The organism is Maritimibacter fusiformis (assembly GCF_008086115.1).
GTDB classification, from domain to species: Bacteria; Pseudomonadota; Alphaproteobacteria; order Rhodobacterales; family Rhodobacteraceae; genus Muriiphilus; species Muriiphilus fusiformis.
In genome coordinates, this window is sequence record NZ_VSIY01000006.1 from 208,058 (window position 1) to 231,797 (window position 23,740).

The 23,740-nt window shown below is 66.1% G+C and carries 27 protein-coding genes; 23 read left to right on the top strand and 4 right to left on the bottom strand.

Going from position 1 to position 23,740, the window contains the following annotated elements; translation table 11 throughout:
• Window positions 1–64 precede the first annotated feature (64 nt).
• Complete coding sequence (locus FVF75_RS10000; RefSeq protein WP_246138056.1) at window positions 65–487, top strand: hypothetical protein; 423 nt, start codon at window positions 65–67, stop codon at window positions 485–487.
• An 8-nt stretch (window positions 488–495) separates the two neighbouring features.
• On the opposite strand, the gene FVF75_RS10005 is transcribed toward FVF75_RS10000, so the two are convergent.
• Together FVF75_RS10005 and FVF75_RS10010 are read right to left on the bottom strand one after the other, a co-directional pair.
• Window positions 496–993, bottom strand: coding sequence for a flavin reductase family protein (locus FVF75_RS10005; RefSeq protein WP_148377824.1), 498 nt, complete (start codon window positions 991–993; stop codon window positions 496–498).
• 67 nt (window positions 994–1,060) lie between these two features.
• Entirely contained in the window at window positions 1,061–2,128 is a 1,068-nt protein-coding gene (locus FVF75_RS10010; protein WP_148377825.1) for a YeeE/YedE family protein, read from the bottom strand.
• Window positions 2,129–2,471: 343 nt separating this feature from the next.
• Between FVF75_RS10010 and FVF75_RS10015 the strand changes: the two genes are divergently transcribed.
• Complete coding sequence (locus tag FVF75_RS10015) at window positions 2,472–4,469, top strand: DEAD/DEAH box helicase (RefSeq protein WP_148377826.1); 1,998 nt, start codon at window positions 2,472–2,474, stop codon at window positions 4,467–4,469.
• Between the two features lie 137 nt (window positions 4,470–4,606).
• On the opposite strand, the gene FVF75_RS10020 is transcribed toward FVF75_RS10015, so the two are convergent.
• Window positions 4,607–4,969, bottom strand: coding sequence for an ArsR/SmtB family transcription factor (locus tag FVF75_RS10020; RefSeq protein WP_148377827.1), 363 nt, complete (start codon window positions 4,967–4,969; stop codon window positions 4,607–4,609).
• 58 nt (window positions 4,970–5,027) lie between these two features.
• On the bottom strand, window positions 5,028–5,342 hold the full coding sequence (locus FVF75_RS10025; RefSeq protein ID WP_246138057.1) for a thioredoxin domain-containing protein: 315 nt from the start codon (window positions 5,340–5,342) through the stop codon (window positions 5,028–5,030).
• A 205-nt stretch (window positions 5,343–5,547) separates the two neighbouring features.
• On the opposite strand from FVF75_RS10025, the gene FVF75_RS10030 reads away from it, so the two are divergent.
• From FVF75_RS10030 to FVF75_RS10130, 21 genes are all read left to right on the top strand, one after another.
• A complete protein-coding gene (locus FVF75_RS10030; RefSeq protein WP_148377828.1) occupies window positions 5,548–6,288 on the top strand; it encodes a cytochrome c biogenesis CcdA family protein in 741 nt (246 codons plus the stop codon).
• A gap of 17 nt (window positions 6,289–6,305) precedes the next feature.
• The gene (locus FVF75_RS10035; protein ID WP_148377829.1) at window positions 6,306–6,890 is read left to right on the top strand and encodes a thioredoxin family protein; all 585 of its coding nucleotides are present in this window, start codon (window positions 6,306–6,308) and stop codon (window positions 6,888–6,890) included.
• Window positions 6,891–7,067: 177 nt separating this feature from the next.
• Window positions 7,068–7,538, top strand: a complete 471-nt coding sequence (gene soxX / locus FVF75_RS10040; protein ID WP_148377830.1) for a sulfur oxidation c-type cytochrome SoxX — start codon at window positions 7,068–7,070, stop codon at window positions 7,536–7,538.
• A gap of 35 nt (window positions 7,539–7,573) precedes the next feature.
• A complete protein-coding gene (gene soxY / locus FVF75_RS10045; protein WP_148377831.1) occupies window positions 7,574–7,990 on the top strand; it encodes a thiosulfate oxidation carrier protein SoxY in 417 nt (138 codons plus the stop codon).
• A gap of 28 nt (window positions 7,991–8,018) precedes the next feature.
• The gene (gene soxZ, locus FVF75_RS10050; protein WP_148377832.1) at window positions 8,019–8,348 is read left to right on the top strand and encodes a thiosulfate oxidation carrier complex protein SoxZ; all 330 of its coding nucleotides are present in this window, start codon (window positions 8,019–8,021) and stop codon (window positions 8,346–8,348) included.
• Window positions 8,349–8,373: 25 nt separating this feature from the next.
• On the top strand, window positions 8,374–9,228 hold the full coding sequence (soxA, locus tag FVF75_RS10055) for a sulfur oxidation c-type cytochrome SoxA (protein ID WP_148377833.1): 855 nt from the start codon (window positions 8,374–8,376) through the stop codon (window positions 9,226–9,228).
• A gap of 96 nt (window positions 9,229–9,324) precedes the next feature.
• Window positions 9,325–11,022 carry a thiosulfohydrolase SoxB gene (gene soxB / locus FVF75_RS10060; RefSeq protein ID WP_148377834.1) on the top strand — a complete coding sequence of 566 codons (1,698 nt, stop codon included), beginning with the start codon at window positions 9,325–9,327 and terminating at the stop codon, window positions 11,020–11,022.
• 65 nt (window positions 11,023–11,087) lie between these two features.
• Entirely contained in the window at window positions 11,088–11,684 is a 597-nt protein-coding gene (locus FVF75_RS10065; RefSeq protein WP_187393036.1) for a thioredoxin family protein, read from the top strand.
• 120 nt (window positions 11,685–11,804) lie between these two features.
• On the top strand, window positions 11,805–12,515 hold the full coding sequence (locus FVF75_RS10070; protein ID WP_148377836.1) for a c-type cytochrome: 711 nt from the start codon (window positions 11,805–11,807) through the stop codon (window positions 12,513–12,515).
• Window positions 12,516–12,555: 40 nt separating this feature from the next.
• A complete protein-coding gene (locus tag FVF75_RS10075) occupies window positions 12,556–13,830 on the top strand; it encodes an NAD(P)/FAD-dependent oxidoreductase (RefSeq protein ID WP_148377837.1) in 1,275 nt (424 codons plus the stop codon).
• A 79-nt stretch (window positions 13,831–13,909) separates the two neighbouring features.
• Window positions 13,910–14,359 (top strand): DUF302 domain-containing protein, encoded by a 450-nt coding sequence (locus FVF75_RS10080; protein ID WP_148377838.1) that lies wholly within the window; start codon window positions 13,910–13,912, stop codon window positions 14,357–14,359.
• A gap of 166 nt (window positions 14,360–14,525) precedes the next feature.
• Window positions 14,526–14,960, top strand: coding sequence for a YeeE/YedE family protein (locus tag FVF75_RS10085; protein ID WP_148377839.1), 435 nt, complete (start codon window positions 14,526–14,528; stop codon window positions 14,958–14,960).
• A 3-nt stretch (window positions 14,961–14,963) separates the two neighbouring features.
• Entirely contained in the window at window positions 14,964–15,404 is a 441-nt protein-coding gene (locus FVF75_RS10090; protein WP_148377840.1) for a DUF6691 family protein, read from the top strand.
• A 181-nt stretch (window positions 15,405–15,585) separates the two neighbouring features.
• Window positions 15,586–16,485 carry an MBL fold metallo-hydrolase gene (locus tag FVF75_RS10095; protein WP_148377841.1) on the top strand — a complete coding sequence of 300 codons (900 nt, stop codon included), beginning with the start codon at window positions 15,586–15,588 and terminating at the stop codon, window positions 16,483–16,485.
• Window positions 16,482–16,841, top strand: a complete 360-nt coding sequence (locus tag FVF75_RS10100) for a protein tyrosine phosphatase family protein (RefSeq protein WP_148377842.1) — start codon at window positions 16,482–16,484, stop codon at window positions 16,839–16,841. Before FVF75_RS10095 ends, FVF75_RS10100 begins: the two co-directional genes overlap by 4 nt.
• 89 nt (window positions 16,842–16,930) lie before the next feature.
• The gene (locus FVF75_RS10105) at window positions 16,931–18,700 is read left to right on the top strand and encodes a SulP family inorganic anion transporter (RefSeq protein WP_148377843.1); all 1,770 of its coding nucleotides are present in this window, start codon (window positions 16,931–16,933) and stop codon (window positions 18,698–18,700) included.
• Window positions 18,701–18,774: 74 nt separating this feature from the next.
• Window positions 18,775–19,542, top strand: a complete 768-nt coding sequence (locus FVF75_RS10110) for an SDR family NAD(P)-dependent oxidoreductase (RefSeq protein WP_148377844.1) — start codon at window positions 18,775–18,777, stop codon at window positions 19,540–19,542.
• Window positions 19,543–19,645: 103 nt separating this feature from the next.
• Window positions 19,646–19,948, top strand: a complete 303-nt coding sequence (locus FVF75_RS10115) for a hypothetical protein (RefSeq protein ID WP_148377845.1) — start codon at window positions 19,646–19,648, stop codon at window positions 19,946–19,948.
• A gap of 10 nt (window positions 19,949–19,958) precedes the next feature.
• Entirely contained in the window at window positions 19,959–21,023 is a 1,065-nt protein-coding gene (locus FVF75_RS10120) for a glycosyltransferase family protein (RefSeq protein ID WP_148377846.1), read from the top strand.
• Complete coding sequence (locus FVF75_RS10125; protein ID WP_148377847.1) at window positions 21,020–23,131, top strand: glycosyltransferase; 2,112 nt, start codon at window positions 21,020–21,022, stop codon at window positions 23,129–23,131. The genes FVF75_RS10120 and FVF75_RS10125 overlap by 4 nt, the downstream gene beginning before the upstream one ends.
• Window positions 23,109–23,567 (top strand): hypothetical protein, encoded by a 459-nt coding sequence (locus tag FVF75_RS10130; RefSeq protein ID WP_148377848.1) that lies wholly within the window; start codon window positions 23,109–23,111, stop codon window positions 23,565–23,567. The genes FVF75_RS10125 and FVF75_RS10130 overlap by 23 nt, the downstream gene beginning before the upstream one ends.
• Window positions 23,568–23,740 lie beyond the last annotated feature (173 nt).

Genomic DNA, 23,740 nt, shown 5'->3' on the forward strand with positions numbered 1-23,740 from the left:
GTCACTATAGGCGCACGCGGCGCGAGGGAAAGCCGCGTGACGACGAAATGAGGCGAGAGCGACAATGAATCTCAAGACCCTGACCACTGCCGCGCTCATGCTGGCGCTGCCGGCGCTTGCGCCGGCTTATGCGCAGCAGTTCACCACCGCCGAAGAGATCAGGCCGATCCTCGACGCGACCCGCGCCAACTGGGTTTCGGTGCGTGAGTTCGATGGCAACGATCTGCTCGATTTCACGCATTTGATGGACTGGCGCTGCGGTCTCGATTCGATCCGCTACTCGGTCAATGGCGAACCGTCGAAGACCTGGCAGGGCGAACCGTGTCATGCGGACGAAGCCAAGCCCAACGCGATCAAGTCCCCCGAGCAACCGCTGCATGCCGTTTATCCGCTGGGCTCGATCGAGACCGTGAAGATCGATCTGGACTACGACGACGGCACCACCGACAGCGCCAGCTACGATCGCCGCTCGATCCTGATGCCCTGAGGTGCGATTCAGTTCAGCGGCGTGAACCCGCCGTAGATACCCGCATGAAACAGCCGGGGCCGGGTCGGCTCGGTCGTCACGCGGGTCACGCGCGCGATGATCACGGCGTGGTCGCCGGCGTCGATCCGGTCGCGGGTGGTGCATTCGAACCGCGCCGGGCAGCCCGCGATCAGCGGCACCTGGTGCTCTGACGGCGTCCAGTCGCAGGTGTCGAAAGCCGTCCCCGAGCGCGAGAACCCGACCGTCTGAGCGTCCTGGTGTTCGCCCATCACGTGGATGGCGAAATGCTCGGCGGTGACGAAAGCCTCAAAGCGGCGCGACGCCTTGGCCGGGCACCACAGCACCAGCGGCGGATCGAGCGAGACGCTGGCGAAACTGTTGGCGGTAATGCCCAGCGGCCCATGCTGCGAGGCCACCGTGACCACCGTCACGCCGGTCGCAAAGGTTCCAAGCGCATCGCGCAGATCGCGGCTCTTGCCGGGCCCCGGGGTGAAGGTCTCTGTCATGTGCTGCCTGTCCTGCCGCCTTTCGGCGACCCTAGCCGGTGACGCGCGGATGCGAAAGGCACCCGGGTTATTCGGCGGGCGCAAAGCCGGAGATCAGGTGTCTGAGGCCCAGCGCCGCGCCCGCGAAGATGGCGAGGAATGTCACCGGCGCACCGTAATAGAGCACCGAGAACGCCGACAGCCCCTGGCCGATCGAGCAGCCGAAGGCCACCACCGCGCCAAGCCCCATCAATGCCGCGCCGGCCAGTTGACGACGCAATTCGCGCGGGTCTTCGCAGGCTTCCCAGCGGAAATGCCGCCGGATCGACGAGCCGATGAAGGCCCCGAGCAGCACCCCCGCGACCGAGCCGACCCCGAAGTTGAGCGCGCCGCCGGACGAGGTCATCAGGTAGATGATGCTGTCGCCCAGCGGGGCGGAAAAGGTGTGGCTCTCGACCGGCACCGGCTCGAACCCGGTGGCCGCGATCCATTGCGTCGCGGCCCAGCCCGACACCACCGCCAGCCCCGCCACCGCGCCCCAGAGCGCCTGTCGCAGCGCCTTGCGATTGCGCATCTCGGGGCTGGCCAGCGTCACCGCGATCAGGACCGCGCCCAGCGCGATGCCGATCAGCGGCGCCGAAACCCCGGTCAGCCGTTCGGCCAGATGCGCCAGCCCGGGCAAGTCCTCGCCCGGGGCCAGCGCGCGTTCGGGAAACAGCGCGACCCGCAGCCGCGCCAACGGACCGGACAGCGCGACATAGGCCGACAACCCCATCACCAGCACCACCAGAAGCCCGCGCAGATCGCCGCCGCCCAGACGTGCCAGCGCGCCAAATCCGCAATTGCCCGCCAGCGCCATGCCATAGCCGAACACCAGCCCGCCCGCGACCGAGGCCCAGGGCACCCAGGCAAAGCGCAGATAGACCGCCTCGGCGGGCACCAGCAGGCCGGTGGCGATCAGCGTGAAGCTTCCGATCAGCGCTGTGCCGATGGCGATGCCCCACATCCGCATCCGGACGGTGGACCCGGCATAAAGCATGTCCTCGATCGCGCCCAGGGTGCAGAATCGGCCCAGCCGGGCCGCAAGACCCAGCATCACGCCACCAACCAGCCCGGCGAGGGCCGCCAGGTTGGCATCGCTGATGATGTCGAACATCGTGCCCTCCTCCCCTCGGACGCGGTGTCGGCTGCGCGCCGCTTTGGCGCGCGTCACGGATCATTCTGCGCAGAGGTCGGGGGTTGTGATCAAGGAAAATCGCGCCGGGCGGGCGGTGATGCGCCGGGGCCGGGGCTGGATCAGGGCAATATCGGTCGTTTGCGGCGGCCGCCTCGCGGACCAACACGCCTTTCTGGCAGGTGTCGGGGTCGCCGTCGTGGTCACGCGATCCGCAACAGACCTATACATCCCTCTCCCAAGGGCGTACACGCGCGCCCTTGTCGGTTGGCAAATGATTGCGGGCCGCCCGGACACCAAGCAACTCAACGAACGTGGAACGGCTGTGAAGAAGACCTTGGCAGATGCGCTGCAAACGCGCGGATATACGTCGCTGACCGCTGTTCAGGAGGCGGTGACGAACCCCGATATCGTCGGCCAGGACCTGCTGGTTTCGGCCCAGACGGGGTCCGGCAAAACCCTTGGGTTCGGCCTCGCGATTGCGCCGGGGCTGCTGGGGGACGGCGATGTCTTCGATCCCGCCGGTGCCCCTCTGGCGCTGGTGATCGCACCGACGCGCGAACTGGCGATGCAGGTCAAGCGCGAACTGGCGTGGCTGTTTGCCAATACCGGGGCCGTTGTCACCTCGACCGTCGGCGGCATGGACATGCGCGACGAACGCCGTGCGCTGGAACGCGGTGCGCATATCGTGGTGGCGACCCCCGGACGGCTGCGCGACCACATCATGCGCGGCTCCATCGACCTGAGCGCCCTGAAGGCGGTTGTCCTCGATGAAGCCGACGAGATGCTCGACCTGGGCTTTCGCGAGGATCTCGAGTTCATCCTGGAAAACGCTCCGGCCGAACGCCAGACCCTGATGTTCTCGGCCACGGTGCCCGCCGCCATCGCCAGGCTCGCCCAGAGCTATCAGAAGGACGCGGTGCGCATCGCCACGACCAGCGGCGCGAGCCAGCACGCCGATATCGACTATCGCGCCTACAGGGTTTCGGCGCGCGACGGCGAGAACGCGATCATCAACGTCTTGCGGTTCTACGAGGCCCCCAACGCCATCGTATTCTGCAACACGCGCGCGATGGTCAACCGGCTGACGACGCGCCTGTCCAACCGCGGCTTTTCCGTCGTCGCCCTGTCGGGAGAACTGTCGCAGAGCGAACGCACCCATGCCTTGCAGGCGATGCGCGACGGACGCGCGCGGGTGTGCGTCGCCACCGATGTGGCGGCGCGCGGGATCGACCTGCCGAACCTCGATCTGGTGATCCACGCCGAATTGCCGACCAACCAGGACACGTTTTTGCACCGCTCCGGGCGCACCGGCCGGGCCGGTCGCAAGGGCGTGAGCGCCCTGATCGTGCCGCCCGCCGCGCGCAAGAAGGCCGAGCGGCTGCTTGGCTGGGCCAAGCTGACGGCGCAATGGTCCGAGGCGCCCTCGGCCGAAGCGGTCTCGGCAAAGGATGAGCAGCGCATGCTCGCCAGTCCTGACTGGCATGAGCCGGCGGAGGAATCCGACCGCGCCATCGTGACGACGTTGTGCGAAACCTTCACCGCCGAACAGATCGCCACCGCCTATCTCCGGCTCTACCGCGAGCGTCATTCGGCCCCCGAAGACCTGTCCGACGCGAACGAGGCGCCCAAACCGCGCGCCCCGTTCGGCCCCAGCGTGTGGTTCTCGCTGGAAGGCGGCGCGGCGGTCGGCGCCGAACCAAGGCGCGTGCTGCCCATGCTGTGCAAGTTGGGGAACGTGTCGCGCGACGATATCGGGGCGATCCGCATTCAGCCGGATGTCTCGCTGATCGAACTGCGCGAAGGTGCGGTCGCCGGGTTTCTCGCGGCAATCGGCCCGGCGATGACGCTGGAAGGCGGGGCTGCGCTGACCCGTCTGGACTCGCCCCCGAGTTTCGACCGTGCGCCGAGGCCCGAAAGGCCCGCCCGCCCGAAGGAACAGGCGCCGCGGGCCGCCGAGCCGCACAGCGCGGCCCCTGCGCCCAAGGCCAGAACACTCGGAACGACAACGCCGGTCGATTGGAACGATGCGCCCGAACCTCGGGCGAAAAAACCCAAGGGCGGCGCAAAACCGGCCCACAAGACCAAGCCGCGGCACGGCAAGCCCAAGCCGGGCGCGGCGGGCGAGGGCAAAGGCTGGAAACCCTACAAGTCCGGCGCGGCAAAGCCGAAGCGCGCGGCAAGCCCGGAAGGCCGCCCCAAGGGACCGAAACCGCCGGTCGGCAAGCCGTCGAGCAAGAAGAACCGGGCGCGCCTGTCGTTGGCCGGCAAACCCGCCGGATCGGGCGCGACGCCGCGCAAACCCCGAAAGCCCAAGGGCTAGGCGCAGCCAGGCTCGGTCAGGGTTTTCATATCTTTGCGCCGGGGCGGGGTGCTGAACCGCCGCCCCCCTTGCATCCGTGGCAAACGCGCAGAGAAAACGCTCACGACTGGTCCGGCCCGCGCGACGAGGCCGAAACGCTAGTCGATCTCGCCCGCAGGCGCCTGTTTCGGAACCGAACAGAACATTTCGTAGATCACTTCGAGGATGCGCCGGGGCCGGTCGTCGGCGAGCGAATAATAGATCGCCTTGCCGTCGCGCCGGGGCGTCACCAGCCCTTCCAGCCGGAGCCGGGCCAACTGCTGCGACACTGCCGCCTGGCGGGCGTGAAGCAATTCTTCCAGTTCGGTCACCGATTTCTCGCCGGTGACGAGATGGCACAGGATCATCAGCCGCCCTTCGTGGCTGATCGCCTTCAAGAGCGCCGAAGCGTCGCAGGCGCTGGCCATCATCTTGTCCATGTCATCTTCCGACATGTCTTCCCGTATCACGGGCAGGGTCATCCGGTTTCTCCCAACAATTCACTTGTTCGGGTCCGTTTCCCTTAGCGGGAACGGACGGTCAATTCAATTCGTCGCCACCGGCCCCGCGGTCGGGGTCATAGTCGGTCTTGGCGGCCAGCATGAGCCCGAGCATGGCCCAGAAGAAATCTTCGCCCGGATAGCCCTCGATCCGGCCGATCTCGGCGCCATCCTCGACCAGCACGAAGGTCGGAGTATAGACGACCGGTCTGGCGAAGGCGATACCTGACTCGTTCAGTGCGGCTTTTTGCACGCGCTGCAAGGGCGCAAAGGCGCCCTCCGGGGTCTTGGGGTAAATCGGGCCGAGCGTGGCATTCCACTCGGCGCAATACACGCAGCCGGGTTGTTCGACCATCACCAGATCCGCAGCCTGCGCGGTCGCGGCGACAAGCGCAAATGCCCCAGAATGTAGGAGCCGGCGGAGCGAAAAAACATCCAATGGGGTCGAGTCCCTTGACCGGTCGCTTGCACGGATCATAATTTGACAATGCGTCAGGATCAAGAATGTTGCGTGAACGCCGGCCGAAACGGCGGAAAAGACAGGGCGCCCGGGAGGACGGATGTTCGGTGAAATCTCTTATGGCGGCGCTGCGCTGGCCGGGTTCGTTGCGTTTTTCACGCCCTGCATCCTGCCGATGGTGCCCTTCTACCTGAGCTACATGGCCGGCATCTCGATGTCCGAACTGCAGGGCGAGGACGAGATCGCGCCCGGGGCGCAGCGCCGGCTGGTCGTGTCAGCGGCGCTCTTCGCGCTCGGCGTGACCACGATCTTCGCGCTGCTCGGGCTGGGCGCGACGGCGCTGGGGCAGGTCTTTGCCCAGTGGCGCGAGGTGCTGAGTTACGCCGCCGCCGCGATCATCTTCGTCTTCGGCCTGCATTTTCTCGGGATCATCCGCATCCCGTTTCTGATGCGCGAGGCGCGGGTGCAGTCGAAAATGGACCCCTCGACCGTGGTCGGCGCCTACGTGATGGGGCTGGCCTTCGGGTTCGGCTGGACCGCCTGTGTCGGGCCGGTGCTGGCCTCGATCCTGTTCGTCGCCTCGATGAAGGATACGTTGTGGCAGGGCGGCACGCTGCTGGTCGTGTTCGGGCTGGGCATGACCGCGCCGTTCGTGATCGCGGCGGTGTTCGCCAAGCCGTTCCTGCGCTTCATGGCGAAGAACCGCAGATACATGCCGGTGGTCGAAAAGGTGCTCGGCGTGATGCTGATCGTCTTTGCCGCCCTGATCGCGACCGGATCGGTCAACGCGATCTCGAACTGGATGATCGAAACTTTCCCCGTGTTCTCGAACATGGGTTGAAACCGGGAGGACGACAGATGCGACATTTCCTTGGCTTCGTGACCGCTTTTCTCATGGCGCTGCCCGCAATCGGGGCGACGATGGGCGATGACGGTCTGCACAAGACCGACTACATGCGCGACACTTTCAAGGACATGGCAGAAGACCTTGCCGAGGCGCGGGCCGAGGGCAAGCGGCTGCTCGTCATGTGGGAGCAGCGCGGCTGCATCTATTGCCGCAAGATGCACGAGGATGTGCTGAGCCGACCGGACATCGACGCCTATGTGCGCGACAACTACTTCGTGGTGCAGATGAACCTGTTCGGCGATGTCGAGGTCACCGATTTCGACGGCGAGGCGTTGGCCGAAAAGGACATGGCGATGAAATGGGGTGTGATGTTCACGCCGACCCTGATGTTCTTTCCGCCCGAGGTTGACGACGGGGTCAGCGCGCCCGAGGCGGCGGCGGTCACCCTGCCGGGCGCGTTCGGGGCCGAGACGATGTGGGATCTGCTGGTCTGGGTCAACGAGGAGGGCTACCTGAGCGGCGAGAATTTCCAGAAATACCACGCCCGCATGTTCAACGCGCGCCAGGAGGCCAAGGGGGCGGGCACAGGGGACTGACGCGCGCCATGTCTCGGAGAACACTGGTCTTTTCAGATCCGGCGCCAGCGGAACTTCGTTTCGATTCACAGTGGTTTTGAGAAATATTAATTCAAGTTTCAGAATTTGTTGTTGTCAAAATGTCGCAGCCCCGCTAGCGTCCATGACCACCAAAAAGAAAAAATTCAGGGAGGAGACATGAAGCGCAGAGTATTCACGCTCGTGCTGTGGGTTGCGGGGCTGGGGGTCGCGCACGCCGACACCGTTGCCCCGGGCGATGTCGTCTGGCAGGACGGCACCATCCCGCAATCGCTGACCGGGGTGGCCGGTGATCCGGCCGAGGGCGCCAAGGTGTTGTCGTCGAAATCCATCGGCAATTGCATCGCCTGCCACGAGGTCACCGCGCTGGCCGACGTGCCGTTTCACGGCGAGGTCGGGCCGTTGCTCGACGGGGCCGGCGACCGCTGGACCGAGGCCGAGCTGCGCGCCATCCTGGTCAACTCGAAAGAGGTCTTTCCGGACAGCGTGATGCCGTCGTTCTACCGTGTCGACGGCTTCATCCGCCCGGGCAAGGCCTATACCGGCAAGGCCGCCGACGACACCTTCGGCCCGCTCTTGACCGCCCAGCAGATCGAGGACGCGGTGGCGTTCCTGATGACGCTCGACTGACGCGCCTGACACCACCTGAACAACGGGAGACCTACATGAAACTCACTCGACGTGACGCGCTGGCCATCGGGCTGGGGGCAACCGCGGTGGCGATGCTGCCGCTGCGCGCGACTGCCGCGGCGGAAGAAAAGATCGCGGAATTCACCGGCGGGGCCGAGATCGGGACCGGCGACATCACGCTGGAGGCGCCCGAGATCGCCGAGAACGGCAACACCGTGCCGATCGGCGTCTCCGCCCCGGGCGCCGAGGCGATCCTGATCCTGGCCACCGGCAACCCGTCGCCGCCGGTCGCGACCTTCAATTTCGGTCCCGCCGCCGGGTCGCAGACCGCCGCGACCCGCATTCGCCTGGCCGGCACCCAGGATGTGCTGGCCATCGCGCGCATGGCCGATGGCAGCTTCATCCAGACCAGCGCCACCATCAAAGTCACCATCGGCGGCTGCGGCGGCTGAGCGGCACCCGGAAAAAGGAGAAGAAAACATGGCATCTGGTGTGAAACCCCGGGTCAAGGCCCCGAAATCCGCCGCCGCTGGCGAGGTCGTCACGCTCAAGACCCTGATCAGTCACCCGATGGAGTCGGGCCTGCGCAAGGACGGCGACGGCAACGTGATCCCGCGTTCGATCATCAACCGCTTCGTCTGCGCGTTGAACGGCGAAACCGTGGTCGACGTGAAGATGGAGCCGGCGATCTCGACGAACCCGTATTTCGAATTCGAAGCCAGGGTCGATGCGAGCGGCGAGTTCAGCTTCACCTGGTATGACGACGACGGCTCGGTCTACGAGGCGTCAAGCCCGATCACCGTCGGGTGATCCGGGCACAGGGAGGAAAAACAACATGAAAGCGAACACGCTTCACTTCGCGGCGCTCGGATTCGCCGCTGCGCTCGCGGCTGCGCCGGCGCTGGCGGACGAGAACGCCGAACTGATCATCAACGGCGAGATCGAGATCGTCACCCGCACCGCCGCCCCGGCGCATCTTGACGGGGCCTTCGACGAGATCCTGTCGGGCTGGCGCTTTCGCAGCGACGAGACCCAATCGATGGAAATGGACGATTTCGACAACCCCGGGATGATCTGGGTCGACGCGGCCCGCGAGGTCTGGGCGACGCCCGACGGCAGCGAGGGCAAGGCCTGCGCCGATTGCCACGGCGCGCCCGAGGACATGGCCGGGGTCCGGCCGGTCTATCCGAAATGGAACGAGACCGCGGGCGAAGTCTTCACCCTCCAGATGATGATGAACGACTGCCGGGTGAACCGGATGGGCGCCGAGCCCTGGGGCACCGACAAGGGCCAGTCGATCCCGATGGAGGCGCTTCTGGCCTCGGTGTCGCGCGGGATGCCGATGGACGTGGCGATCGACGGACCCGCCGCCGAAACCTGGGAAATGGGGCGCGAGCTTTACTACACCCGGTTCGGCCAGCTCGAATTGAGCTGCGCGTCCTGTCACGAGGACAATTACGGCAACATGATCCGCGCCGACCACCTCAGCCAGGGCCAGACCAACGGCTTTCCGACCTACCGGCTGAAGAACACCAAGCTGAACGGGGTCCACAGCCGCTTCAAGGGCTGCGTGCGCGACACCAGGGCCGAGACCTTCAACCCGGGCAGCCCGGAATTCGTGGCGCTCGAGCTTTATGTCGCGAGCCGGGGCAACGGGCTGTCGGTCGAAGGACCGTCGGTGCGCAACTGACGGGGATCGGGCCGGCGCTGCCGGCCCGACCGGAGCGGGGGCCAGCCCCCCGGCCCCCCCGGAGTATTTTCACCAAGATGAAGGGCACGGGCTGCGATGATCTCACGGCGTGATTTTCTGCAGGTTTCGATGGCGGCCTCGGCGCTGGTCGGGGCTTCGGGTTTCGGCAACTGGGCGCGGCTGGCGGCGCAACAGCGGCTGACCCAGGACGATCTGCTCGGGTTCGACACCTTCGGCAACGTCTCGCTGATCCATGTCACCGACATCCATGCCCAGATGGTGCCGATCCATTTCCGCGAGCCTTCGATCAACATCGGGGTCGGCGCCGCGAAGGGCAAGGTGCCGCATCTGACCGGCGCGGATTTCCGGGCGCGGTATGGCATCGAGGACGGCTCGGCCTCGGCCTATGCGCTGACGCATGACGATTTTTCGGCGCTGGCGCAAAGCTATGGCCGGGTCGGGGGGCTCGACCGGGTGGCCACCGTGGTCAAGGCGATCCGGGCCGAGCGGCCCGATGCGCTCCTGCTCGATGGCGGCGACACCTGGCATGGCTCCTACACCTGTCACCACACGGCGGGGCAGGACATGGTCAACGTGATGAACGCGTTGAAACCCGACGCCATGACCTTTCACTGGGAATTCACGCTGGGCAGCGCGCGGGTGGCCGAGATCGTCGAGGGTCTGCCCTTCGCCGCCCTGGGCCAGAACATTTTCGATGCCGAGTGGGACGAGCCGGCGGAGCTGTTCAAGCCTTACGAATTCTATGAGCGGGGCGGCGTGAACATCGCGGTGATCGGGCAGGCGTTCCCCTATATGCCGATTGCCAACCCGGGCTGGATGTTCCCCGAATACTCGTTCGGCATCCGCGATGCGCATATGCAGCAGATGGTCGACGAGGTGCGCGCCAAGGGGGCCGACCTGGTGGTCTGCCTCAGCCACAACGGCTTTGACGTGGATCGCAAGATGGCCGGGCAGGTCAAGGGCATCGACGTGATCCTGTCGGGCCATACCCATGACGCGCTGCCCGAGCCGGTGCTGGTGGGCGAGACGCTGATCGTCGCCTCGGGGTCGAACGGCAAGTTCGTCGCCCGCGTCGACCTGGATGTGCGCGACGGGCGGATGATGGGCTTTCGCCACAAGCTGATCCCGGTATTTTCCGACGTGATCGCGCCCGACCCGGAGGTCGCGGCGGCGATCGAGGCGGAACGCGCGCCCTATCTGGATGATCTGACCGAGGTGATCGGCCGGACCGACAGCCTGCTGTTCCGGCGCGGCAATTTCAACGGCTCCTGGGACGACCTGATCTGCGACGCGCTGATCTCGGAGCGCGATGCCGAGATCGCGCTGAGCCCGGGCGTGCGCTGGGGGCCGTCGCTTCTGCCGGGGGCGGACATCACCCGCGAGGATATCTGGAACGTCACCTCGATGAGCTACGGACAGGCTTACCGCACGGAAATGACGGGGGAATTCCTCAAGGTGGTGCTGGAGGACGTGGCCGACAACCTGTTCAATCCCGACCCCTACTACCAGCAGGGCGGCGACATGGTGCGGGTCGGCGGCCTTGGCTACCGGATCGACATCGCAAAGCCGCAGGGCGAGCGGATTTCCGAAATGGTGCTGTTGTCGAGCGGCGAGGCGATCGACCCGGGCCAGAGCTATGTCGTTGCCGGCTGGGCCAGCGTCAACGAGGGCACCGAGGGCCCGCCGATCTGGGACGTGGTCGAGGACCATGTGCGCCGGCTGGGCACCGTCACGGTGGCGCCGAACACCTCGGTCGAGGTGGCGGGCGCCTGAGCCTCGCCCGGATGTGAAGCGGTGCAGGGCGCGACTGTGCTATCCTGCGCCAAAGGGAGGACATGATGACCGCAATCGTTCGCATCGCGCTGGCGCTGGCGTTGTTCGCCGCGCCCGGTTTCGCCGCCGAGGTCGGTGATGACGGGCTGCACAAACAACCCTTCCTCGCCGACACATTCCTCGACATGGCCGAGGATCTGGCCGAGGCCAACGCGGCGGGCAAGGATCTGCTGGTGCTGGTCGAACAACGCGGCTGTCCCTATTGCGCCGAGATGCACAACGTCAATTTCGCCCGCGAGGACATCGTGACGGCGATCGAGGACAATTACCTCGTGGTGCAGCTCGATATGTGGGGGTCGCGCGAGGTGACCGATTTCGACGGGCGCGTCATGCCGGAAAAGGACTTCGTGCGCAGCCTCGGGGCCAGTTTCACCCCGACCACGCTGTTTTTCACCATGGGCGACGGCGAGGCGCCGCCGACGGATGCGCTCGACGCGCTGGTGTTCGTGCTGCCGGGCTATTTCAAGCCGTTCCACCACCTTGCCGCGCTCGACTACGTGTCCAGCGACGGCTACCGCGACGAGCCGAATTTCCAGCGCTGGTTGCAGGCCCGCGCCGACCGGATGCGCGAGGAGGGTCAGGAGGTCGAGATATGGCAATGATGCAGGCGCCGCAATAATGTTGCACCTGCAGCAAAAGATGAATGTCATTTGTGACAAATTCCGAAACCAATACGTATGAATATTATTGTCGGAACGATCCCATTCGGCTAGTCTTGAGCCATGACAAGACCCGGACCCGTTGTTTTCGCCGCCTTTTATCTCGCGCTGGTCGCCCCCGCCGCCGGGCAGAGCGGCTTTGGTGACGCCGAAGCGGGCGCCAAGGTGTTCCGCAAATGCTTTTCCTGCCACATGGTCGGCCCGGACGCGTTCAACCGGGTCGGGCCGCATCTCAATGGCATCTTCGGGCGGCGTGCCGGTTCGCTCGAGGGGTTCAAGCGGTATTCCGACGGCTTGAAACGGATGGGCGCCGATGGCTTGTTCTGGGATTTCGACGCGCTCGGGGCCTATATCGAGAACCCCAAGGCGTTCGCGTCGGACACGCGGATGAACTTCGACGGGCTCGACGACCCCCAAGAGCGGGCCGATGTGCTGGCCTATCTGCGGCAATTCTCGGCCAGCCCGGCCAACATCCCCGAGGCGGCGCCGACCGCGATGCCGCGCGAAGTCGAACTCAGCGAAGACATCCTCGCTTTGCAGGGCGACAAGGATTATGGTGAATATCTGTCAAGCGAGTGCACGACCTGTCACCAGTTGGACGGCGACGACCAGGGCATTCCGGCGATCATCGGCTGGCCGAGCGAGGATTTCGTCGTCGCAATGCACGCCTACAAGGAAAAAGTGCGACCGCACCCCGTCATGCAGATGATGGCAGGGCGGCTGTCGAACGAGGAGATCGCGGCGCTGGCCGCGTATTTCGAGGGCCTCGAGTGAGGCGAAGCCCGGTCCGAGAAACCACGGGAGGAATAACAACATGAAACTGAACAGACGCCATTTCATGGCCGCGTCCGCGGGGGTTGCCGCGACGACGCTGGCCGCACCACACGTCTATGCCGCCAGCCACGGCGGCAAGCCCAAGGTGGTGGTCATCGGCGGCGGCGCCGGCGGTGCCACGGCGGCGCGCTATATCGCCAAGGATGCGGATGGCGCGATCGACGTCACCCTGGTCGAACCGACGCGCACCTACTACACCTGCTTTTTCTCGAACCTCTACATCGGCGGATTCCGCACGATCGAAAGCCTGGCGCATTCCTACGGCACCCTGGCCTCGGAATACGGCATCAACGTGATCCACGACTATGCCGTCGGGGTCGACCGCGATGCCAAGACCGTGACACTGGCCGGCGGTGACACGCTGCCCTATGACCGGCTGATCCTGTCGCCCGGCATCGACTTTGTCGACGGATCGGTGCCCGGCTGGGACGTGACCAAGCAGAACGCCATGCCGCACGCCTACAAGGCCGGCTCGCAGACCGAACTGCTCAAGGCCCAGATCGAGGCGATGCCCGAGGGCGGGCTGTTCGCGATGGTGGCGCCGCCCAACCCCTACCGCTGCCCGCCGGGGCCGTATGAGCGGGTGTCGATGGTGGCGCACCTGCTGCGCGACATCAATCCGACGGCGAAGATCCTGATCATCGACCCGAAAGAGAAGTTCTCCAAGCAGGGGCTGTTCGAGGAGGGGTGGAACAACAACTATCCCGGCATGGTCGAGCGGATCGGGCCCGACTTCGGCGGCAACAACGTCTCGGTCAATGCCGACGAAATGACGGTGGATATCGACGGCAGCGTCGAAAAGGTCGATGTCTGCAACGTCATCCCGGCGATGAAGGCGGGGATCATCTGCGAGGCCGCCGGCATCAACGACGGCAACTGGGCGCCGGTGTCGCCGCACACGATGCAAAGCCGGGCGGACGAGAACATCTATGTTCTCGGCGATGCCTCGGCGCAGGGCGACATGCCGAAATCGGGCTTCTCGGCCAACAGCCAGGCCAAGGTTGCGGCGATGTCGGTGCGCGCGGCGCTGACCGATTCCAAGATGTTCCCGGCCAAGTACTCGAACACCTGCTGGTCGCTGATCGATACCGACAACGGCGTCAAGGTCGGCGCGTCCTACGAGGCGACCGACGAAAAGATCGCCTCGGTCGAGAGCTTCATCAGCCAGCCCGGCGAGGATGCGGCGCTGCGCAAGCAGACCTACGAGGAAAGCATCGGCTGGTACGAGGGGATTTCGGCCGACATCTTCGGCTGAACACCCCATTGACCTCGATCATGGCAGGGCCCGCGCGGCCCTGCCATTTTCGTTTCGGACCATCACAGGAGGACAGATGATGCGCACCTTGATCCTGGGCACCGCACTGGCGCTTGCCACCGTGACCGGCGCCCTCGCCAACGGCCCCTCGGGCGGGCAGGCGACCACCTATGCCTACGACGGCAGCTTTGAAGACGCGACCTTCGCCGTGGAAAACGCCATCATCGGCAAGGGGCTGGTGATCGACTATGTCAGCCACACCGGCGACATGCTCAACCGCACCGGCGTCGATGTCGGCTCGGGCGCGACCATCTTCGAGGCGGCGGACATCTACCTGTTCTGCTCGGCCGTCCTCAGCCGCAAGGTGATGGAGGCCGACCCGATGAACATCGCCCATTGCCCCTATGGCATCTTCGTCACCGAGGCCGACGGTGAGGTCGCGGTCGGCTATCGCAATCTGCCCGAAGGCCCGATGCAGGAGGTCGAGGCGCTGCTCGACGAGATCGCGCGCGCGGCCACGGGCATGTAGCGCGCATCAGGCGACCGCGGCCCATACGGCCCCGTCCGGTTGACCCGGGCGGGGCGGTGGTGCCGATCACAACAAATTCATTTATCTGAATACACGGTTGCATCCGCCGGCGGGCGTATGCAAGCTGGCCTTGCGAACAGACATATCTTGAGTGAGGCAAGAACAGATGATCGAAACGACGTTCACACCGGTGAGCGCCGCAGTTGGTGGCGCTATGATCGGGTTGGGGGCCGTGCTGCTGATGGCGCTGCGCGGCAATGTATTCGGCGCGACCGGCATCCTGGCCGGCGTCATGTCGCCGTCGTCCTCGGGCGAGTGGGCCTGGCGGGCGGTGCTGATGGCGGGCATGATCTCGGGTCCGGTGGCGGTATTCGCCGTAACCGGGCAGATGCCGGCGATCGAGGTGCCGGTGTCGACCTGGATGCTGGTGGTCGGCGGGCTGATCGTCGGGGCAGGGGTGACCTACGGGTCAGGCTGCACCTCGGGCCACGGCATCTGCGGGCTGGCGCGCCTGTCGCCGCGCTCGATCGTGGCGACGGCGACGTTCATGGCATCGACGGCGGCCACGGTCTTCGTGATCCGCCACGTGATCGGAGGCTGAGCCATGCGACTGTTTCTCATCTATCTCGCCGGACTGGGCTTTGGCGTCGGCATTGCGATCAGCGGCATGATGAACCCGGCCAAGGTGCTGAACTTTTTCGACTTTGCCGGGATCTGGGACCCGACGCTTCTGGTGGTGATGGTCTCGGCGCTGGTGGTGACCGCCATCGGCTACCGGCTGGTGTTCCGCCGCGAACGGCCGCTGTTCTCGCCCCGTTTCCAGGTGCCGACCAGCCGCACAATCGACGCCAAGCTCGTCGGCGGCGCGGCGGTGTTCGGCATCGGTTGGGGCATCTCGGGGTTCTGCCCGGGGGCGGCGTTACCGGCGCTTGGCACCGGCGATCCGGCGGTCCTGATCTTTGTCGGGGCCATGATCCTGGGCATCCTGCTGGCCCGTGCCGCGATCCAGCGGTCGTGGTTGGCGCGGGTCTTCGCCACGGCGTGACGCCGGGGGCAGGGGGAATGGGAAACAAATTCAAAAGATGGCATATGACCCTTTACTGACCCCCGCCCGCACCCTAGATAAGGGAAAACCCACCCGGCGCACAGGCGCGCCGGGGTCAATCCACCCCGCGCCGCGCGCGCGTCAGGCCGGATCATCTGCCCGGCAGAAACGGATGCGAGACATGGAAGACCTTGCGATGCAACTACCCGTCGACCCTTCGATCAAACCCGAGGTCGAAGCCTTCTTCGACCCGGCCACCAACACGATTTCCTACGTGGTGAAAGACCCCGACAGCAACGCCTGCGCGGTGATCGACAGCGTGATGGACATCGACTATGCCGCCGGGCGCATCACCTATGAACACGCCGACAAGATCATCAAGCATATCGAGGACAACGGCCTCAAGCTGGAATGGCTGATCGAAACCCATGTCCACGCCGACCACCTGTCCGCCGCGCCCTATATCCAGCAAAAGCTGGGCGGCAAGATCGGCATCGGCGAGAAGATCACCGTGGTGCAGGACACCTTCGGCAAGGTCTTCAACGAAGGCACCGAGTTCCAGCGCGACGGCAGCCAGTTCGATCGGCTGTTCAAGGATGGCGATACCTACCGGATCGGCGGCATGGACGTGGTCGCGCTGCACACGCCCGGCCATACGCCCGCCTGCATGACCCATGTGGTCGGCGATGCGGCCTTTGTCGGGGACACGCTGTTCATGCCCGATGGCGGCTCGGCGCGGGCCGATTTCCCCGGCGGCGATGCCGGCACGCTCTACGATTCGATCCAGCGCGTGCTGAGCCTGCCCGAGGACACCCGGCTGTTCATGTGCCACGACTACGGCCCGAACGGACGCGATATCCAGTGGGAAACCACCGTGCGCGAGGAAAAAGAACACAACATCCACGTCGGACGTGGCAAGACCAAGGAGGATTTCGTCAAGTTCCGCACCGAACGCGACGCGACGCTGGCGATGCCGCGCTTGATCATCCCGTCGCTTCAGGTCAACATGCGCGCCGGTGAAATGCCGCCGGCGGACAAGGATGGCAAGACCTTCCTCAAGGTGCCGGTGAACACGCTATGAAAGGCGCGGCGGTCATGGACTGGAAGGAACTGGACGATCAGGTCACCGTGGCCTGGCAGATCGGTCCCGAAGACGTGCCCAGGATCGCCGCTGCCGGCTACAAATGCGTGATGTGCAACCGCCCCGATGGCGAAGAGGCCGGCCAGCCCGACTGGGACGAGATCGCGGACACCTGCCGCGCCCACGGGATCGAGCCGCGCTATGTGCCGCAAGCCGACCGCAACCCGACGGAATACGCGATCAACGGGTTTGCCAAGGCGATGGCCGAGACGCCGGGCAAGGTCTTTGCCTTCTGCCGCACCGGCACGCGGTGCGAGATCCTCTATAACGCCGTGAAGGCCCGCAAGGCGGGCTGAGCACACCCGACGCACTCCACCAGACGTTCCGGCGCACCGCCGCGCCGGGGCGCGATCCCGAGACCCGTTCAAACACCGAGGACGCCGCCATGGCCCGTTCCGTTCACCGCCCCGCGACGGGGGCGCTGCGCCGCTATTTGCCCATTCTCGACTGGGGGCGGCAGTATGACCGCAGCGCGCTGACATCCGACAGCGTTGCCGCGCTGATCGTCACCATCATGCTGATCCCGCAATCGCTGGCCTATGCGCTGCTGGCCGGGTTGCCGCCGGAAATGGGGCTTTACGCCTCGATCCTGCCGCTCATCGCCTATGCGATCTTCGGCACGTCGCGGGCCTTGGCCGTGGGGCCGGTGGCGGTGGTGTCGCTCCTGACCGCGGCGGCGGTGGGCAACCTCGCGCTGCCGGGCACCTCTGACTACATCGTGGCCGCCATCGCGCTGGCGTTCCTGTCCGGGCTGATGCTGTTGGTGATGGGCCTGTTTCGGCTGGGCTTCATCGCGAACTTCCTGTCGCACCCGGTGATCGCGGGGTTCATCACAGCCTCGGGCATCATCATCGCGGTGTCGCAGCTCAAACACATCCTCGGGATCGATGCGGGCGGACATTCGCTGTTCGCGCTGGCAGGCTCGTTGATCGCCCATCTGGGCGAGACCAACATGATCACCCTGGCAATCGGCGCCAGCGCCACGGCGTTCCTATTCTGGGTGCGCAAGGGGTTGAAGCCCGCGGTGATCCGGCTGGGCCTTCCTGCGCGCCTCGCCGATCTTCTGGCCAAGGCCGGCCCGGTGATGGCGGTGGTGGCGACGACGCTGGTGACATGGGGCCTTGGCCTGGCCGAGCGGGGCGTGGCCATCGTCGGCGACGTGCCGTCGGGCCTGCCGCCCCTGACCGTTCCCAGTTTCGATCTGTCGCTGTGGTCGTCGCTGGCCGGGTCGGCCTTCATCATCTCGATCATCGGCTTCGTCGAGTCGATCTCGGTCGCCCAGACGCTGGCCGCCAAGCGCCGCCAGCGCATCCAGCCCGATCAGGAGCTTGTGGGCCTTGGCGCCTCCAACATCGCCTCGGCGCTGTCGGGCGGCTTTCCGGTGACCGGCGGCTTCTCGCGCTCGGTGGTGAACTTCGACGCGGGCGCCGAGACCCCGGCCGCCGGCGCCTTCACCGCCATCGGCATCACGCTCGCGGCCCTGTTCCTGACGCCGCTGATCTTCTTTCTGCCCAAGGCGACGCTGGCCGCCACCATCATCGTTGCGGTGCTGAGCCTGGTCGACTTCTCGATCCTCAAGCGCACCTGGGCCTATTCCAAGGCCGATTTCATCGCCGTCGCCGCCACCATCGCCCTGACGCTGGGGCTGGGGGTCGAGGCCGGGGTGTCGGCGGGCGTGGTCCTGTCGATCCTGCTCTATCTCTACAAGACCTCGCGGCCCCACATCGCCGAGGTCGGGTTGGTGCCGGGCACCGAGCATTTCCGCAACATCAACCGCCACGACGTGCTGACCCACCCCGAGCTGGTGACGCTCCGGCTGGACGAAAACCTCTATTTCGCCAATGCGCGCTATATCGAGGACTATCTGCTCGACCGGATCGGGCGCGGCCAGCCGGTGAAACACGTGGTGCTGATGTGTTCGGCGGTGAACGTGATCGACCTGTCGGCGCTGGAAAGCCTCGAAGACATCGACCGGCGGCTGGCCGACATGGGCATCACCCTGCACCTGTCCGAGGTCAAGGGGCCGGTGATGGACCGCCTCGCGCGCACGCATTTCCTCGGGTCGCTGTCGGGCCAGGTCTTTCTCAGCCAATACCAGGCGATGCGCGCCCTTGCCCCGGTCGATGACGCGCCCCAGGGGATCGCCGCGCAATAGACGCTGCGTCCCCGATTGCGCCGCGCCCGGGCGGCTGCTACCCCGGCCCGCGAACCTAATCGGGAGGACCGGACATGCAGATTTCAAAAGACACCCCCATCGTCGTCTCCGGCGGCGCATCGGGCCTGGGCGCGGCAGTCGCCCGCGCCTTTGCCGAGGCCGGCGCGCCGGTCGGCATCTTCGACCTCAACGAAGAGGCGGGCGCGGCCATCGCCAAGGAACTGGGCGGGGTCTTTGCCCGCGTCGATGTCGCCGACCCCGAGAGCGTGCGCGCGGGATTTGCCACCACCCGCGCCGCGATCGGGCAGGAGCGCGTGATGATGAACTGCGCCGGCATCGCGCCCGCGTCCAAGACCGTGGCCAAGGGCGTGGCCCACGATCCGGCCCTGTTCGCCAAGGTCATCGGCGTCAACCTGATCGGCAGCTTCAACTGCGCCTCGCAAGCCGCCGAAGGCATGGTCGCCGCCGAGCCGCTGACCGCCTCGGGCGAGCGCGGCGTGATCCTCTCGACCGCCTCGGTCGCGGCCTTCGAGGGCCAGATCGGCCAGCTTGCCTATGCCGCCTCCAAGGCCGGCATCGCGGGCATGACGCTTCCGATGGCCCGCGACCTCAGCCGTGACGGTGTGCGCGTGGCCACCATCGCGCCCGGCATCTTCCTGACGCCGCTGCTCGAAAGCCTTCCGCAAGAGGTGCAGGACAGCCTCGCCGCGCAGGTGCCGTTCCCCTCGCGCCTGGGCGATCCGGCGGAGTTTGCCGCCCTTGCCCGCCACATCGCCGAAAACGAGATGCTGAACGGCGAGGTCATCCGCCTCGACGGCGCGATCCGCATGGCGCCGCGTTGATCCGGACAGATTGCGCGCCCCGGTCGGATCTGGCCGGGGCGTAACCGTTCCTTAATGCCTGTGGTGTTTAGTTCCTCCGAATGACCATCTGGAGGGACTCGTCATGGCAAATGGAAAACTCGTCGCAATCGTCACCGCACTGATGCTCACCGTGGGCGGGCAGGGGGCACAGGCGGCCTTTTCGCTCAGCCAACTGGTGCAGATCGAACAACTGATCGCGACCGGACAATGGCAGAGGCTGCGCGCCTTCCTGACCGCCAACCCGGCGCTGCTGGAGGGCGACGATCCGCTGGCCACGGAACTGCGCCGGTTCCTGGCCGAAGTCGCCAGCGGCACCATCGCGTCGATCACCCCGGCCTCGCGGCCCAGTCTCGATGCGCTCGCGGCGGCCAGGGATTCCTATTGAGGCGGCGGCGATGATTTCCGCCGCAGCGTTGCCGGACATCGCCTATATCCTCGACCCCCGCTTTCCCGGCGGCACCTCTTCGGCGGTGGCGCGGGAGTTGCGGGTGGTCTGCGGGCTTGGCTACCGGGTGTCGGTCTACGGTATCACCTCGGCCATGTTCCGGGGTGCGGACCCGGCCCCGGTCCTGGCCGAGGCGCTGGAGGATCTGGGCCTCGATCTGGTCTGGGACCCGCCCGCGATCTCTGCCGACCGGGTGATCCTGCACAACCCGGCCTTTCTCAAGTTCGACCGGACCCTCGCGCCGCGCATCCTGGCCCGCAGCCTGATCGTGGTGACCCACGAAAACCTGATCCGCCCGGGCGGGGCAGAGGGGTTCGACATGGACAATTGCCTCGACCTTATCGACCGGGCGTCACTGGCCGCACAGAAAACCCTCGCCCCGATCTCGCCGTCCAACCGGGCCGGCGTCATGTCCTGGCTGGCAGATCGCCCGGCCTGGTCCCACTGGGGTGTATTGCCGGAGGACTGGTTCAACATCTGCGATTTCGACCTCATCGCCCCCAGCACCGCGCCGCGCGACCGACGCGGCCGCCATTCGCGCCCCGGCTACGAGAAATTCCCCGACCTCGCGGCGATGGAGGCCTGTTTCCCGGCGCATGCCGAGACCAACCTGATCCTGGGCGCCGACACCTTCATCGCCGAGGGCACGACACGCCCGCATTGGCGGCTTGAGCCGTTCCGCGCCATGCCGGTGGATGCCTTCCTCGCCGGCATCGACATCTTCGTCTACTTCACCGCACCCACCTGGCGCGAAAGTTTCGGGCGGGTCATCGCCGAAGCCATCGCCGCGGGCAAACTGGTGATCACCGACCGCGACACGGCGCAGAGCTTCGGCAAAGGCGTGATCGGCGCGCGGCCCGCGGACGTGGACCAGGTCGTGTCACACCACCTCGCCGCCCCGTCGCGATACCGCGACCGGGTCTGCCGCGCCCAGGCTGACCTTGCGGCCTATTCGGCAAAGCGCTTCGGCACCATGTTTGCGGCCAGAATGGCCGAAAGGGAAAGAGCTGCATGATCATCATCGACGCCGGTCAGCGAACCGACCAGAGTTTCGAAGCGCGCCTGATCTTCGCCCAAAGCCTCCGGCGGGCCGGCTACCCGGCGGTGCTCGACGACCGGACCTTGCCCGAACCCCTGCACCGCACCCAAAAATACGACCTTGCGTCGCTGGCGGTGCGGCCCGATCGCGGCGCACCCGACGGCGTCATCGTGCTGGCCGCCAACTCCGTCTCCGACGCAACGCTCGCAAGCCTGCGCAGCTATGCGCTTGAGCCGGACCGCCCGGTCGTCGCCCTGGGCCGCTTTGCATCCCGCCAGGAACGCTTTGGGGCCGGTGGACGTATCGCTTTTGCCATCGGACGAGAACCCGAGGTGATCGACCTTACCGAGTTACAACCCGCGCCCCTGATCTCCGGCTGCATCGCACCTCTCCTCGGCGCTCTCCATCCGTCGGACGCGCCGGTCGCCACCAATCTCCCGCGTCTACTCCTCTACCTGCCGGGCGACCTCGCTGAACACCCCGACAATGCCGGCGGCCTCGCCCAACTCGACGCCAGCCGCTCGATCTTGGCGGCAACCATCACATCGGCCAGCGGCAAGGCGGCGCTCGAAGCGCGCGGCGGACCGGGCGGGTTGCGCCGCGTCTACGCCTATGCCGAGCTTGCGCCCGATACGCTGGGTTCACAAACCGATATCGCCGTGATCATGGGAGCGGGCTCCCCCGGTGTGCGCATAGGTCAGATCTGTGCCGAGGTGCTCGCGCGCGGCGGCGTGGTGATCGACGGCACCGAGGTCGGGTCTCTCGCAGCCTCAGGCGCGCCCGTGGTGCGCGGCCCCCAGACGCTTGCGCTCATTCCCGGCTTCGTCGAACACGAGATCCTGCCACGGCTGCCAGAGATCAAGGCCGAAGTCCGCGCCAGCGAATGGACACGGCGAAACCGGCTTGAAAACCTAGCCTCCTGCCTGCCATTCGGGCGCGATCCCGGCGCGACGTGCGCCATGCTCACGTCGAAGGGTGCCCCCGAACGGGCGCCACGCACGATGTTCCTGCCGACCAACGGTGTCGGGCTTGGGCACGCGCAGCGATGTGCGCTGATCGCGCGCGAAATGCCCGCCGGCAACGCTGTTTCCTTCACCGCATTTCCCAGCTGCGTCGAACTGATCGAGCGTCGCGGATTCCCCTGTCGTCCGCTGGTGCAGAAAAGCGCGGCACATGTTGATCCCTTCGCCAACGACATGGTGAATCACCGCAGGCTCGGACGTTGGCTTTCACCGGGTGACCGGCTGATCTTCGACGGCGTATTCGTGTTCGATTCGATCTATCGGACGATCCAGGAACGCGGGCTCGACGCGACCTGGATCCGGCGCGGGCTGTGGCGGACGCACCAGACCAACACCGCCGCACTATCGCGCGAACACGTCTTCAACCAGGTGATCGTGCCGGAGGAGGCGTTCGATGAACTCAATCAGCACTACTCGTTCGGGGCGCATATCCGCCATGTCGGCCCGATCGTCCAGGCGGCCTCAACCAACGCCGCACGAAACAGGTCCACGCGCGCGGCGATTGCGCGCCACCTGGGCCGCGACTTCGACCGGATGGTCGTGTCGATGCTCGGCGGTGGTCAGGCCGCAGATCGGGGTCCCCAACTTCAGACGATAGCCGCCGCATTGGAAGCCCGGCCTGACACCCTGCACCTCGTGGTGGTCTGGCCGAACGCCCAGGTCGCCCCCGGACTGATGCTGTGGAACAACACCCGCGTCGTGCGCTCGCTCGATGCGTTGCGGCTGGCGCAGGCCGCAGATCTGGTGGTCACCGCGGTCGGCTACAATTCGTTTCACGAAATGCTCTACAACCGGATACCCGCGCTTTTCGTGCCGCAGACCGCGCCCTTCATGGACGACCAGGAACGCCGGGCTCGTTCCGCCGTCGACCGCGGGCTGGCCGAAATGGTGTTGCCGGAGGATTTGCTGCTGCTGGAACGCCGCCTCGGGGCGCTGATTGCGGACGGCGGCACCGACGAATTGCGACGCCGCCTGAACGACGCAACACTGCGCCGCCCGGGCAATGCAGAGGCCGCGGCATACATATCGGGAGGACAGGATGACGCGAGAAGACTGGCTTGAGATGACGTCCAGGTTGGCGGTGGGGGCGATACCCGAGATTGGCACCAGTGCCGCCGGCACCGTGCCGGAGCCCGCGGCAAGCGGCCCACGGCTGCAGGATGACAGCGCCGACAGTAGGGGGCAGGTCGCGCGACCCACCACTCTTCTATGGCCGCTGGCTGACTGCTCGGCTGCACGCTTCGGCGTGCGCGTGCGCGCGGCGCCACCCGATGTTCGTCCCATTGCCGCGCGCCTCGTCGCGGCCGCGATGGAACGAAACACGTTCCCCGTCATCCTGAGCCACGTTCACCGATCCGGGTTCGAACATCTGGGATTTCGGGTCGAACGCATCCACGCAGGGTCGAAAGAAGAGGCCCAAGCCCAGGAGGATGAGCTTGTCGCCCTATGGAATCTCGCCATCGTCGTCGAGCTCGGCGACGTCGATGCGTTTGCCTAGACCCCGTCGCCGTTCCACGGCGGTCCGGCACGGCCGCATTGTGGCGGCGCGAAAGCCTTGGCGTCTATGGTTGTGTTGCTGCGGTTGGTCACGTCTTCGGCCGAAGACCAAATTCCGCGCCTTGCGTTCGCCGAACCGCGTGTAGCGAACCCCCGGCGGCTTTCCTGAAGCGG